The organism is Paenibacillus roseus, assembly GCF_016424485.1.
Lineage (GTDB): Bacteria > Bacillota > Bacilli > Paenibacillales > Paenibacillaceae > Paenibacillus_D > Paenibacillus_D roseus.
This window is the reverse complement of the sequence record NZ_JAELUP010000003.1, coordinates 33,948-48,574: the sequence shown is the minus strand read 5'-3', so window position 1 is coordinate 48,574 and position 14,627 is coordinate 33,948. Positions and strand designations below refer to the sequence as shown.

At 53.0% G+C, this 14,627-nt stretch carries 12 protein-coding genes; all 12 read right to left on the bottom strand.

Annotated features, from left to right (window positions below; genetic code table 11):
- Positions 1-115 precede the first annotated feature (115 nt).
- On the bottom strand, positions 116-1,336 hold the full coding sequence (locus tag JFN88_RS01120) for a GntR family transcriptional regulator (protein ID WP_199017450.1): 1,221 nt from the start codon (positions 1,334-1,336) through the stop codon (positions 116-118).
- Positions 1,337-1,517: 181 nt separating this feature from the next.
- The gene (locus JFN88_RS01115) at positions 1,518-2,288 is read right to left on the bottom strand and encodes an IclR family transcriptional regulator (protein ID WP_233167315.1); all 771 of its coding nucleotides are present in this window, start codon (positions 2,286-2,288) and stop codon (positions 1,518-1,520) included.
- A gap of 32 nt (positions 2,289-2,320) precedes the next feature.
- Positions 2,321-3,835 (bottom strand): HAL/PAL/TAL family ammonia-lyase, encoded by a 1,515-nt coding sequence (locus tag JFN88_RS01110; protein WP_199017449.1) that lies wholly within the window; start codon positions 3,833-3,835, stop codon positions 2,321-2,323.
- 19 nt (positions 3,836-3,854) lie between these two features.
- Positions 3,855-4,973, bottom strand: a complete 1,119-nt coding sequence (ertC, locus tag JFN88_RS01105; RefSeq protein ID WP_199017448.1) for a thiohydantoin desulfurase — start codon at positions 4,971-4,973, stop codon at positions 3,855-3,857.
- A 49-nt stretch (positions 4,974-5,022) separates the two neighbouring features.
- Complete coding sequence (ertB, locus tag JFN88_RS01100; RefSeq protein WP_199017447.1) at positions 5,023-6,672, bottom strand: thiourocanate hydratase; 1,650 nt, start codon at positions 6,670-6,672, stop codon at positions 5,023-5,025.
- A complete protein-coding gene (gene ertE / locus JFN88_RS01095; protein ID WP_199017446.1) occupies positions 6,669-7,934 on the bottom strand; it encodes an N-carbamyl-l-glutamate amidohydrolase ErtE in 1,266 nt (421 codons plus the stop codon). The genes ertB and ertE overlap by 4 nt, the downstream gene beginning before the upstream one ends.
- The gene (locus JFN88_RS01090) at positions 7,931-9,298 is read right to left on the bottom strand and encodes a hydantoin-5-propionate amidohydrolase (RefSeq protein WP_199017445.1); all 1,368 of its coding nucleotides are present in this window, start codon (positions 9,296-9,298) and stop codon (positions 7,931-7,933) included. The genes ertE and JFN88_RS01090 overlap by 4 nt, the downstream gene beginning before the upstream one ends.
- A 119-nt stretch (positions 9,299-9,417) precedes the next feature.
- Positions 9,418-10,206, bottom strand: coding sequence for a DUF427 domain-containing protein (locus tag JFN88_RS01085; RefSeq protein WP_199017444.1), 789 nt, complete (start codon positions 10,204-10,206; stop codon positions 9,418-9,420).
- Between the two features lie 12 nt (positions 10,207-10,218).
- Positions 10,219-11,559, bottom strand: a complete 1,341-nt coding sequence (locus JFN88_RS01080; protein ID WP_199017443.1) for an LLM class flavin-dependent oxidoreductase — start codon at positions 11,557-11,559, stop codon at positions 10,219-10,221.
- Between the two features lie 28 nt (positions 11,560-11,587).
- A complete protein-coding gene (locus JFN88_RS01075; protein ID WP_199017442.1) occupies positions 11,588-12,523 on the bottom strand; it encodes an ABC transporter substrate-binding protein in 936 nt (311 codons plus the stop codon).
- Positions 12,524-12,537: 14 nt separating this feature from the next.
- Complete coding sequence (locus tag JFN88_RS01070; protein ID WP_199017441.1) at positions 12,538-13,194, bottom strand: ABC transporter permease; 657 nt, start codon at positions 13,192-13,194, stop codon at positions 12,538-12,540.
- Positions 13,191-14,357, bottom strand: a complete 1,167-nt coding sequence (locus JFN88_RS01065) for a betaine/proline/choline family ABC transporter ATP-binding protein (protein WP_199017440.1) — start codon at positions 14,355-14,357, stop codon at positions 13,191-13,193. The genes JFN88_RS01070 and JFN88_RS01065 overlap by 4 nt, the downstream gene beginning before the upstream one ends.
- Between the last annotated feature and the right edge of the window lie 270 nt (positions 14,358-14,627).

Below are 14,627 nucleotides of genomic sequence, written 5' to 3'. Positions count from 1 at the left end.
TTTCGCGAAGAAAAAAAGCACTCGCCGCAACACTGAAGCTCCCCTTAGATCCAATTGAGATGGTCTCCAATTGTAGATCGGGAAAATTGCTTCAAGCGATGGACGAATGCCAGGCTTATTTCATGTATTCAATTGAATCGGGTACAAGGCCGGTTGTTTTGCGAATGATGAGCTTCGGCTCCATCAGGTACTTGCTGTATTTGGGTTGAGCCTCTTCCTGGGACTGCCGCTCTTGGATCGCATCGACCAGTCTGAGTACCGCTTGCTTGCCAAGATCGTATTCAAATTGCTTGACATGTGTAAAAATACTGAAGTCTTCGATAACGGATGTCGGATCGTCAAATGAAATAATGGACAGATCATCCGGCGCCTGGAGTCCTGCCCGTTTGGCCATCTGATAAATATGGACGCTCAACTCGCCGTTCAGTGTAATATACGCTGTCGCCATCCGATTGCGGATGTAACGATAGAGCGGATGCTCATCCGAATCAACGGCATTGTCAAGCCGAAAGCCTGTAATGATATGGGCTGGATTAACTAGCGCTCCCTTATCCTTCATCGCATTCATGTACCCTTCGATACGCTCCTGCACGGTCACGGTCTGAAGCGGGGAGTCCGAGCAAATTGCAATTTCCCGATGCCCGAGCTGCCACAGATGATCAACCGCAAGTTTCGTGCCAAGCCGTCCGTCCGAGCCGATAAAGTTCGTCTCAATCCCCGGCAAGTAACGATCGATAAGAACAAAAGGGAACTTGTCCAGCTTCATGCTTAATATTTCATCATTGTATTGCTGGTCATCCAGCGGGAAAATCAACAATCCTTCCGCCCCGATATCCTTTAATGTTCGAATCGCATCCTTCTCCTGCTGTAAAGTTTCTTCGGAAAACATGATCATGCTTTTATAACCCTTTTCAGCCAGGCCCTGCCGAATGCCATTAAGGAGCCGAATCGCAAAATAATCATGAATGAACGGCATGATGATGCCAATTATTTTCTTGCTTGCGCCAATGCTGACTGGCGACGGGATGTCCGTCGTCTCCGGGTGCTCAGTCGGAACATTTACCACGGCGCTTTCTTCTTGTTCCTCCAACAGGTCTTCCGCCTGAGCGCCTGCTGCACCGACGAAACTGCCCCTTCCCGGAACTCGAGTAATCACATTTTCACTTGCAAGGCCTGTCATGGCGTTCACAACAGTAATTTTGCTCACCTGAAAGCGCTCCATGAGCTCTTTCTCCGTCGGAATCCGGTCCCCCTCTACCAGCTTCTCCATGCGAATCAGCTCCCGGATGTAACCCTGCACCTTCTTATATAACGGCGTACGGTTCGTTAAACTCATTTAATCACCATTTTTCCTCATGCTTTTTTATATATACAATATATATTTTATTGGGGTTTTGTCAATATTTGTTTAGATTTGATGGATTTACAGTACAACTAGAGAGCGGAAAATACTGCGGGGCAGAGGAGTTCTTGCTCATTGAAAATTGAAAAAGACACCTATCGGTGCCTTTGATTGACTATTCTTGCAGGTTGCCCATTTTCCGCGATACGAGCTCCGCCGAACTCGTTACGGCTTGAATGGACTTTTGCTTGACCGTTTCGTCGAACCGATAGGTCGGTCCGGCGATGGACAAGCTTGCAATCAATGAGCCGTGCGAATCGAATATCGGCGCGCCGACAGCGAATACATCCGGGTCTGCCTCGCCTCGGCTCATCGCGTAGCCTTGCTCGCGGATACGGCTCAAATCCTGCTGCAGCGCTTCCCGCTCTGTCCGAGTAGACAACTTGTCCAGCACGGTCTGAACGACCTTGTCGCTCTCGTAAGCGAGAATCGCTTTGCTGGAGGCGCCCAAATGCAGCGGCAAAATGCGTCCGTTCTCCGATGAGTACTGGATAAGGGCCTTGCTCTTCACATTTTGAATGCAAATGGCATTCGTGCCGGAACGAATAAATAATAAAGAAGTCTCGTTGGTTGTCGTCGTCAGCTCTTCCATAATCGGCAGAGAAAGCGGTATTAGCTCCCGGTGCACTTGCTGGCTGAGGCTTCGCGCCAGGTCGAGAATACGCATCCCTAGCCCGATTTGGCCCTTGCCTCTTCTCTCCACGATTCCGTTCTGCTCCAGTGTTTGCAGAAACCGATAGGTCGAACTTTCCGGGATCGAAACCTTTTGCGCAATTTCACTCACCGACAGGTGACCGTCAGCCTCTGCAAGTGCAAATAAAATATCAAGCGCCCGACTTAACGTCTGTGTTCCATTCATTGTTCGCACCTCTACACTTTTACTCATATCCACCTCCTTCTAGTATTCGTTCGAAAAGTTCAAATTCCTCCCACCAGCCTTGAACTATGGCTTCGCAGCAGTGTATACGACGCTTCAATGTCATCGGTCAAGCAGCGGTCTTTATCCAGGAAAGGAACGACTTCGCGAATCGCTTTATACAGCGTCCGTGTTCCCTGCCCCAGTTGGACCGCTTCGCGCAAATCGATGGCCTGTGCAGCGTGAATGGCTTCGATAGCCAGAATATAGAGCAATCGATCTGTAATCTGCTCCACCTTGCTCACCACGAGCGGGGCGTTGCTGCCATGGTCTTCAATATCGCCTGCCAAGGCATAGTAGTCAGAGGATGACGGGTTGATCAGATGGCGGATTTCTGCGTCCAGCGCTGAAAATGTCTTTTGAATCGTGCCAAAAGCGATGGTCGCCTCGTCCGGGGCCAGGAAGCGGCTTAACCCGGTAAACGCCGGCGACGCCAGCCGGATCGTCCGGAAGCTGGCGCTCTTGGACAGATGGCTCAGCGCAATAGCCAGCGATTCGAAGCCGAGCACCCAGGTGAGCGGCTCAAAGTTGGCACTGGGCACGATGCGCGCTTCCTCGAAGATCACGCAGGGATTGTCGTCGGAGGCGTTCAGGTGCGTATGCAGCGCATCTTTGGCAAAAGCGAGCACATCCAGAGCTGCGCCGTGAATATGCGAAGCGCTGCGGAAGCTGAGCGGGTCTTGCAGCGCAGCGCTTTCTTTATCCCAAAGCGAGCTGTCGTGCAAGAAGCGGCGTATCCTCGCTGCGCTGGCTCCTTGCCCGGCATAAGGCCGGTAGCGGTGCAAGCTCGCGTCCAGAGGCGCGACGCGGCCTTGCAGCGCTTCCAGCGAGAGCGCATACACGAGATCGGCAAGCTCAAGCAGCCGCTCGCAATCGTACAACGCCAGCGCGCCTGTGCCTGCCGAAACAGCGTTCGATGATACAATTGCCAGGCCGTCCTTGGGACCCAGGCATAAGGGCTCCAGCCCGGTCTGCGCCAATGCTTCGGCGGCGGGCACTCGCTTCCCGCCAAACATCACTTCCCCTTCGCCGATGAAGGCCAGCCCCACATGGGAAAGCAGTGTAATATCGCCCACGCCGACAGAACCCCGCAGCGGCACCAGCGGATGAATGCCGAGATTCAAAAACTCGGCATACCGCTCGGCAATCGCCGGGTCCAGCCCGGTCCGGCCGACGAGCAGCGTGTTCAAGCGGGCTGCCAGCACGGCGCGGACTTGCGCTTCGCTCGCATAGGGCTGGACGCCTGCTGCGTGCGAATACAGCAAATTTCGATTATAGGTTTCATAACGCGCCGATTCGACGACACGGTCTTTATTCAATCCGACGCCGCGATTAAAGCCATACACCGGAGTATCGCTGTCTGCGAGGCTCAGTACGAATTTCCGCGACGCAGCCAGCAGTTCCTTCGCCTCCCCGGCAATTTTGACCTTGACGCCGCCATGCGCAATTGCGTGAACATCCTCAATGGTTAGATGTTGACCATTCAACACAAGGACGCGTTCTTGTTCAAAGCTCATGCGGGTTCACCCTCGCCTCTTAGAGTTTATCCACGATGACCGGCTCTACCCCGTCAAACGCGTATTCGGCTAGTGAAATGCCAAGCGCCTTCTCCACCTCCGGGTATACCGACGGGTCTTTGACACTCGTGCTGAGCGGCACCTTGCTTTTGTGAACGGACAGCACGGCCAGTTCAGCCCCTGCTTTGACATGACCGATGCTGACGGGAAGTCCTGTCTCTCCCGACAATGTTGTGATGACGTCCGGATAGGTTGTCAGACGATTGCCCTTGGCGTCGTCAACCGCCATATACTCGTTCATGACGTGCAGCGTCAGCGCCTCTCCCCCCGGTACTTCGACGGTAATTGTGCCGATGTCGAAGGCGCCGGAATAATGAACATTGCGCTCAGTAACGATGCCTTTGCCAAGCAACGTGCCTTGCGTATGATTCACAATTGTATTTATGACATGCTCCGCGCCTTCCGGCTGGGCGGCAATAATCGCTTTGCCCAACTCGATAGCGATGGAAATGCCGCCAATAGCTGCGTGTTTCTTAATATAGGAGGCAGGGAGCGGATGACGCGCCGAAGCGATAAAGCCGCCCGCCTGATCTGCCGCTGTGCGCAAAATGTTGGACGTTTTTGCCGGGGAGCCCTTGACGACCAGTTCCAGGTAAGAGCCTGTTTCGCGTTTGCCGCCCACCACAACCTGAACGGTCTCGTAGTCCTGAATCCCGGCCAGACCCATTGAGCCCATTTTGCCCGTCGGATGCGCGCGGATATCCCCGGTTGCATCGACGACAACCAGACCAAGCAGCGCTGCGGGCAGCCAGCCGTTAATCGAACTGGACATGCCGTTTTGCGGAGTCATTACGCCGACGATCTTGCCGTCATAGTTCTCCTGCAGCAATTGAACAGCTTTAATATAGTCGGTTCCGAGCATTTGCCAGTCCGTCCCGGCAGGAGCGCCGATAGCCGTAGCGGTAATAATGATGGCGTCGTCCGGCAGTTCGTCTACGGACACCAGCTTCGGTTGACCGATGGATACCGCCGCATTGCCGATTTGCAGGCCATGATCGACCCACCCGCCGCCGCCGCTGGCAAATACCGAGCCGCCGCGCACGGCAGCCCATACATCTTCTTCTGTTAAAATACGCATTTTCATGCCCTCCAATTAATTAGATAGCGTTCGTCCACTTCAATCAGGCTTAGTTCGTCCGAATCCAACGGATGTCCTTGCGGGCAATCTCATCTATCGATTCCTCATACCCGGCATCCGCATAGCGCAGCACGCCAAGACCGGTATCGTTGTTAAGTGTCGTTTCCAGACGGATATCGCCCTCCGCCGTGCCATCAGCAACAAGCGTGACCCCCGCGCTCGTCATGTAGCCTGCGTAGCCGCCGCCGCCGGAATGGATCGTCACCAGATCGGCCATGGAGGAGCAATTCAGCATCGCATTCAGCAGCGGCCAGTCGGCGATGGCGTCGCTGCCGTCCTTCATGCGCTCGGTCATAATGTTCGGATGCGTCATTGAAGCGGCGTCCAAATGATCGCGGGAGAAGGCAATTGGCCCTTTGAGTTTGCCGTCTCTAACCATCTGGTTGACGGCAAGCGCAAGCTTCGTGCGGTCACCGTGTCCGAACCAGCCGATTCGGGCTGGCAGCCCTTCTACAGGAATATGCTCGCGCGCCAGACGAATCCAGTTCACAATGATCTCATTATCTGAGAACGCTTCGAGTATATAATTGTCAATCGCGCGAATATCACTCTCTTCCCCGCTGAGCGCTACCCAGCGGAACGGGCCGATCGCCCTTGCAAAGAGCGGGCGCAGAAACGCTTCCGTGAAAATATCGATCTCGAATGCACGTTCGACCCCGTATTGCTGCGCCTGCGAACGAATATTGTTGCCGTTATCGAACACGATCGAGCCGCGCGCTTTGAACGCCAGCATGGCCTCGACCTCTCTTGCAATCGATGCGCCAGCATCGCGTTGGAGCTGCTCCGGCGACTTGCTGCGCGCTTCCTCCAGCTCTGCCGTGCTGTAGCCGGATGGCACATAGCCGTAGAGCAGGTCATGTGCGGATGTTTGATCCGTTACGATATCGGGCACGATGCCAAGACGACCGATTTCCGGATATACATCGGCCGCATTGCCGAGCAGACCGACCGAAATCGACTGCTTCTCCTGTACCGCCTCCGCAATCCAGGCCAGCGCTTCATCTAGATTGTCGGTTTTGCGCTGCAAATAGCCCGCTTTGATACGCCGGTCAATCCTCTCTTCCGACACCTCCACGCACAGGATGGCAGCTCCGGCCATCGTGCCTGCCAACGGCTGAGCGCCGCCCATTCCGCCCAGACCTGCCGTCAAAATAAATTTACCGGCTAGCTGGCCGCCAAAATGCATTCTTGCGATGCTTTGGAAAATTTCGTACGTTCCCTGAATGACGCCTTGGGAACCAATATATTGCCACGCTGCAGCAGTCAGACCGCCCCAGATGAGCAGCCCCTGTTCCTGCAAGCGGTAAAAGTTCTCGCTCGTCGCCCAGCGTCCGACCAGATTGCAGTTCGCCATGACAATGAGCGGCGCAAACCGATGCGTTTTGAAAATACCGATTGGCTTGCCCGACTGGATGACGAGCGTCTCATCCTCTTCCAGCGTTTTCAGCGTATCGACAATGGCATGATAGGAGGGCCAGTTTCTCGCCGCTTTCGCCAGCGCCGCATACACGATCAGTTCCTCCTGGTTTTCGCCGTTTTCAAGCACATTCTCCAGCATACGGAGCAGCGCTTCCTGCCGCCAGCCTTTGCAGCGCAACGTCGTCCCTCTGGCCGCCGTAATTCGTTCCACCGGAATCATCCTTTCTCTGCGTCAAGATGCTCGTCAAAGTACAATACCGACCGAATGAGCGCCGTAGCGCCAAGCGCCACATCCTCCTCATCGGTCCATTCTTCCGGACAATGGCTACGGCCATCCCGGCTTGGCACAAAAATCATCCCGATCGGCGCGATGCGCGACAACTGGTTGCCGTCATGCCCGGCGCCACTCGGCATCTCGATTGCAGACGCCGTCTGCGAGCACGCCTCCAGAATACCTGCCGCCACTTCATCCGGCACGCGAACAGGCTCCGACTTGGACAAGCTGTCAAAGGAGACCGTCAGTCCGCGCTCGGCAGCAATTTGCAGGGCACGGTCGCGATAGTGGACAAAGAGCTCTTCCAGGATTTCTACGCTAAGCGAGCGAATTTCCAGGTCGAACACCACGCGGCCCGGAATGACATTCGAGGCATTAGGCTCGACATGCAGCCTGCCAACTGTGCCAACAACCGGTTCGGCATAAGCCTGCCCCGCCAGCGCTTCCAGTTCCAGCACAAGTTGTGCCGCCCCGGTAAGCGCATCCGCCCGCAAATGCATCGGCGTCGTGCCGGCATGATTCGGGTGGCCCTCAACGACAACGCGATAGCGGTGAATGCCGACAATGCCGGTTACAACGCCAAGCTTGTTGCCGGTCTGCTCAAGTAAAGGGCCTTGTTCAATATGCAGCTCAAGATAGAGCGCGACATCCCTCTCTTGCCGCGCTTCCTCAGCGATACGTTCCGGTTGCCCCCCGGCTTGCCGGAGCGCATCGCGCAGCACGAGACCATTCGGGTCCTGCCGCTCCAGGCTCGATTCGGACAAATTATTGACCATGCCCCGGCTTCCGATTGTAGAAATACCAAATTCGCTTGGCTCTTCTGCTGTAAAATCGACAATTTCGAGCGGATGCCGCAACTGGATGCCCGATTCCCGCAACACGCGGACAAGTTCCAACCCGGCGATAACGCCGATAATGCCGTCGAAACGGCCGCCCCCGGTCACCGTATCCGTGTGCGAACCGACGAGAATCGGCTTTAGCCCAGGCTCGCTGCCAGCCACTGTACCAATCAGATTGGAAGCGGCATCCAGTCTGACCGTCATGCCCGCTTCCTCCATTTGCCTTGCCAGCCATGCCCGGCCTTCAGCATACCAACTGGTAAACGGCCGCCGCGTCCAGCCCGGCTTATCCGGGTTCGTATATCCGGCGAGTTGCTGCACATCGCCCGTTATTCGCTCCTGATTTGCCGTGACGATCCTCACACTCATACGAGCGCCTCCTTTTTGACAGCAGATCCCGGAATAAAGCGGCCGAAGCCGGGCTGCACCTGGATATCTTGTCCGTCATATACAGTGGTTCCGCGCACGATCGTGTGCGCCACTTTTCCCTGCACCTCGCGTCCATGGAACGGCGACAGCTTGGAGTTCGACCGAAACGCTTGTTCATCTATAGTCCAGATGCAATCGGGATCGATAACGGTAAAATCTGCATCGTACCCCGGCGCGATCTTCCCTTTTTCGGGAATTTGAAACACCTCGGCTGGATGCTGCGCCAGCCATTTCGCCAGTTCGACCGGCGACAACCCGGATTTGACAACCGCCCATTCAAACATGAGCGGCACAATAATCTCCACGCCAGGCATACCTGACGCCGCTTGAAAAATATTGTCATTCCCGGCGTCTTTCACCGCCTGGCCCCAAGGCGCATGATCCGAAGTTACAAGATTGATATGCCCCTTAAGTTGGTGATCGCATAAGCCTGCTGCTTCCTCCGGGCGACGGAGCGGCGGATTGTTTTTCGCTTTCGGGCCCATCCGTTCCAGATCGTCCACGTTCAGCAGCAAATACGGATAACATGTCTCCGTCGTGACGTCAGTCCCCATCTGCTGGTAAATCCGGGCCAGATCGATCGTGCGCGGGTGGCTGACGTGGACAATGTGCAGTTTCACACCGCTCCAATAAGCAAATTCCATCAGCTTCAACACAGCGCTTGTTTCCGTCAATGGCGGCCTGCTTTCCATATGGGCTGCCGGATCGACGCGTCCCTGTTCGATGAAAGAGGCAATCAGCGCTTTAATCACTTCATCGTTCTCCGCATGGAAAGCGGCTCTTAGGCCCGTCTGCCGAATTTGTTCCATCGCTTGCAAAATTTCCGCATCCGGGATAGACGGAAATCGATAGGCATCTGTTTCAAATGTTGACATCTTGAATGCGATTGCTCCGGCTTCCGCCAAGCGGCTGATTTCCGATGTGCCGCCGGTTTTGGCAATCGTAGCCCACAGCCCGACGTCGATTAGCGCTTCTTGCTGGAGCCGACCGACTTTTGCAACAAAACGGTCAGCCTGTGTAATCGGCTCGGGCAAATCGTAAGGCATGTCCAAAATCGTCGTCAAGCCGCCGGCGGCTGCCGAAGCAGTCGTCGCTGCAAAGCCTTCCTGCGGATTGCTGAAACAATGCACATGTGCATCAATCATGCCTGGAAACACAAGCTGCTCTCCAAAATCAAGCGTCCGATGCGCCTGCAGTTGTCCGACCGGTTCAATGCCGACAATCCGGCCGTCCTTTACACCCGCTTCTCCATACAGCACTTTGTCCTCCAAAACAAGATTGCCTCTCACTATTAAATCAAGCATTCCGCCATAACCTCTTCCATGTGGAGTAGATAAGCCGAAAGGACAGACGATTGTGCGAGCACAAGTCTGTCCTTATTCAGTTCTTGTCAAGTTTGTTCTCTTCTCAAGTCACGTTGCCGCTACGCGTTGACCGAGTTGTCCTTCGCTACCGGCGACCATTGTTCCCCATCAATATACAGCGCATCGACGATTTCGTTGTAAAAGCAGAGCAGCCCGGAGATTTCATGCACTTCAGGGAGTGCCTCGGGATAGCTCCATACGACATCACTGTACGTTTTTCCGCCTATTTGAGCCGACCAGTAAGCAGCGCTGCCTTTATACTGGCAGCGCGACGCGCTGTCCGATGGCTCAAGCAGGTCCATCCGCACATCTTCCTTCGGCAGGTAGTACCTGTCGGGCAAGCCTGCTTCGGATACAATCACAGGACGCCGGCTGTTCGCAACAAGTTCTCCGCCAATGTAAACCTGGATATGGCTTGTGCTTGGAACCGCTTTGAAGCGCAAATATGGATTATGCGGATGCGCGGCAATCCGCTCTTCATCCTCATGCCAGACCTCAATCTGCTTCCATACGAAGGAAATATACCCTTTTAGAAAACTGCCTTCCCCTTGCGGATCAGCGTATGCCCAGGCGGCCCTCTCGACAGTCCTGCCATCGATCTGAAGACTGAAGAAGGTCGCCTCGCCTTTATCGCCGTGCTGCTCACGGTCAGTTGAAGCAATCAATATATCCGTGCGAACATCGGAACGAGGGAAGTAGTATACCGGCAGCTTGCGGGCTTCAGCCACAACGAGCACTTGCTTGCTCTCGGCCACCGTCACGCCCGCAATCTGCACGCGGATCGACTTGGGACTGATTGCGGCATAGCCGCCGTCTTGCAACGGCCATTGCCGATCTGTTTGGGACATGCTGCTTCCTCCTTACGAGCGTCCATTGACAAAGCGGCTCGCTGGACGCTGCAATTGGAAATGTTCACGCAATGTGTTGCCTGTATATTCGGTACGGAACAAGCCTCTGCGCTGCAACTCCGGTACGACGAGATCGACGAAATCGTCCAGGCAACCCGGCAAATGAGGGAACACCAGATTGAATCCGTCCGCTGCTCCCTTCACGAACCATTCTTCCAAATAATCCGCGATTTGCTCCGGGGTTCCGACAACGCTCTTTCGATTTGTAAAGCGTCGGGCCAGTTCGCGAACGGTCAGCTTTTCTTCAGTCACCATCTGGCGCAGTCGCTCCAGGGCGGATTTGCTCTGGTTGAAGCCTTCAATCTCCGGAATGAATGGCAAGGGCTCATCAAGCGGCAAATCCGAGATATCCCGGCCCAAGAAGTGCGAAAGCAAATCCAGTCCCAGACGTACTGGCGCCAATCCTTCGATAATCGCAAGCTTCTCCTGGGCTTCCGCTTCCGTGCGACCGACCACTGCGGAGACAGCCGGCAAAATTTTCAACTCGTCCCGCTCCCGGCCGTATTTGGCCATACGTCCTTTCAAATCCTCATACAGCGAGATTGCGTTTTCGATTGGACCTCCAGGCCCAAACACCACTTCGGCTTTAGCGGCGGCCAGTTCCTTACCAGCGTCCGAAGCTCCCGCTTGAATCAGAACCGGGTAACCTTGAGGCGGTCGGCTAACATTGAGCGGTCCGCGTACAGAGAAATGTTTGCCTTTGTAATCCAGATTGTGCAGCTTGTTAATATCCGCGAAATATCCGCTTTCCTTGTCGAACAGCAAAGCGTCATCTTCCCAACTGTCCCACAGCCCTTGTGTGACATCGATGAACTCTTTCGCTCGCTCATAACGCTCGCTGTGATCCATATGTTTTTCTTTGCCGAAATTACGGGCTTCCTCATCTGCTTGCGAAGTCACGATATTCCAGGCGGCCCGCCCCTTGCTCAAATAATCCAGCGTAGCCAGCTTGCGAGCAATATGGTAAGGCTCATTGTAAGTGGTGGAAATTGTCGCCGCCAGTCCGATATGTTCGGTAACGACCGACAAGGCGGAAAGCAAGGTAAAGGGTTCGGGGCGAATTGTATTCGCATGGCTGATCCCCGATTCGAAGCGATCCCACAGATAAACTTCATCAGCATAGAAGAACAAATCGAACTTGCCGCGCTCCGCAGTCTGAATAAATCGTTTATAGTATTCAAAATCCATCAGCTTGTCCGCTTCTGCCTGCGGATGCCGCCAGCTTGCGATATGCTCGCCCGCCGGATAGAACAACATAGCGCCAAGCGACATTTGTCGTTTCTCTTTACTCATTTTGTTCATCCTCCTCTTTACCCGATCCTTACTTTTGAATCAAGCCTTGCGCTTGCAGCCATTCTTTTGCCACTTCGAGCGCTGGTCTTTTCTCTAATTCAACTTGACCATTCAACTTCTGCATTTCGCTGTCTGTAATTTTACCGGCGAGCTTATTGATCGCTGCTTTCAGTTCCGGGTGGTCTTTCAGCACCTCATCACGGACCAAAGGTACAGCATAATAAGGAAGGAACACATTTTTGTCGTCCTCAAGCACTGTAATCGGCTTCACGGCAATATGGCTGGTTGTCGTCAACACGATCATCGTATCGATCAGTTTTTGTTCCATCGCCTGAAGCATGAGGCCCGGATTTTGCATAATCGAGATATCTTTGAACTTCAACTTATACGTTTCCTCTACTCTTGGCCAAGCATCCGGGCGGTTAAGAAACTCATCACTGGTGCCAAAGATCAAATCTCCAGCATGATCAGCAAGCTCAGACGTTGTCTTGATGCCGTATTTTTCTGCGACATCGGTGCGCAGGCCAAATGCATACGTGTTATTGAAGCCAATCGGGTCCAGCACCGCAACTTGATGTTGTTTTTCCATCTCATCTTTCACTATGTCGTATACTTTTTGCGGATCAAATTCAGGAGCTTGCTTCAAAATATTGATCAATGCTGTACCCGTGTAGTCCACATATGCGTCCACTTCTTTTTTCTTCAACGCTTCCCACAGAATGGATCTGTCTACGGTAACGATATTGGTTTTAAGCTTGGTGTCATTCTCGATCAGCAATTTCAAGGCATTGGTCAAAATATCCGATTCAGCAAAGCCTTTCGTTGCCAGGTTGATAGTCGCGGTAGAACCGGAGGAGGAAGAGCATCCGGCAATCGTCGCCGCCAGGATAACCGTCAAGCCAAGGATGGTTCCTTTTTTTACCAGATTGGCACTGCTTTTTGTTAAAGATTGAAGCAATTTCATGTTGAAGTTCCCCTTTACCCTGTTGTATTTTTTTGTTGACGCAAGCCTTTCGGCGTTAACAAACGGTTCAATCCATATAGTAAAATATTTGCCGCAATAACCAGAAGAGAAACCGGGATCGCGCCTGTCAGGATCATATTCGTATTCAGAGCCGACATTCCGCGCGTAATGATATCGCCCAGACCGCCTGCAGCGATATATGTGGCAATCGTCGCCAAGCTAATCGTTTGCACCGTGACAAGCCGGATACCCGCCAGGATAAAGCTGCGGGCGATTGGCAATTGCACCATCCACAAAATTTGACGACGGGTCATGCCCATTCCCGTTCCTGCTTCAATCAAATTGGGCGATACGCTTAGAATCCCTGAGTACGTATTTTGCAGGATCGGCAGCAGCGCATACAAGGTCAGCGCAACAATCGCAGGCGTCTTCCCGATGCCCAGCAGCGGGATCATGAAGCCAAACAGCGCCAGACTCGGAATCGTCTGGATAACGGATACGACCGTAATGACACTATTGGCAAGCCGTTTGTGCGTCGTCATATAAATGCCAGTCGGAATGGCAATCAAACATGCAAGGATAATGGAGATAAATGATAATTCCACATGCTCCAGCGTTTTTTGCACAATTTTTGGCCAGTCCGATTGTATCGTTTCCCAAAATAGACTCAAAGGACAACCTCCCCTCTTTCACGGCTCAGACCTATCTTTTTGATGAAACCGGCTTGCGTGACAATGCCGCAAAGCTTGTGGCTCTCATCTACAACCGGTATAATCGGATGCTCTGCCAATAAGCCCGATAGTTTATCCAGAGGCGTATGTTTCTGCACAGTAGGAACATCCTTCGTAATCTGCTTCACTCTCGTTGAGTGGGCTGCTGATTCATTGGAATAGCGGAGTTGCTCGAAGCCAATGATGCCGACGACACTGTTCTCCTGAGAAGTAACGACCAGGTTGCTGATCTGATTCCGACCAAGCTGCTCCAACACATCCGCGATTGATGCCTGCTGCCCGATTGATACAGCGTCTTCCATTACATCATGGGCTGTCCGCTGTACTTCCTCTGCACGAAATCTATCCGCTCCAATAAATTCGCGGACAAAATCGTTGGCCGGGCTTTGCAGCAGTTGTTCCGGCGATGCTGCCTGAACGATCGCGCCGTCTTTCAATAAAATGATGTGATCGGCAATTTTCAATGCTTCGTCGATATCATGGGTAACAAAGACGATTGTTTTCTTCACCTGCTTGTTTAAGTAAATCAGCTCTTTCTGAAGCTGAATGCGGCTGATCGGGTCAAGCGCGCTGAACGGTTCATCCATCAAAATAATCGAAGGATTCGCTGCCAGCGCTCGCGCTACGCCGATCCGCTGCTGCTGGCCGCCGCTCAGTTCATGCGGATATCGTTTACGATACTGCTCAGGCTCCAGTCCGATTAAACGCAGCAGCTCTTCTACTTTACCGACAAGCGCTTTTTTCGATTCGCCTTTCAGCCGGGGGACGAGCGAGATATTGTCCTCAATTGTCATATGCGGAAACAATCCGATCTGCTGAATGACATAACCGATATTTCGCCGCAGCTCTACCGGGTCCAGTGAGCCGATATCCGTTCCTTCCAACAAAATGCTCCCGCTCTCCGGCTCAATCAGACGGTTAATCAGTTTGAGAATTGTCGTCTTGCCGCAACCGGAAGGCCCGATCAACGTTACGATGCGCCCTTTGGGAACGGTCAAATCAAATTGATTCAAGACAAATCCCCCGCCACCGTAGCTTTTGCTTACTTGTTTAAACTCCAGAGCCGCATCGCTCATCGTCTTCGCATCCTTTCTTTGAAACATAAAAGGACTCACCTTCCCGTTGCGTCATCCTATATAAGTTAAACGAATGAAAGTTGAGCAAGGGCCTTCGTTTCTTTAGTTCGACTTATTTCGACTTATATAGCAAGGAAAATGAGACCTTCAAATCGTTTGATCGATCTCTTTTATTATCATTTTATGATAACTAAAAACCATAATTTAATATTATATTCGACCATAACCACTTGTCAACGATTATTTATACTAAACCCATCGGATTTACACGTTTTGGGTAAAAGAATACTTCCTGTC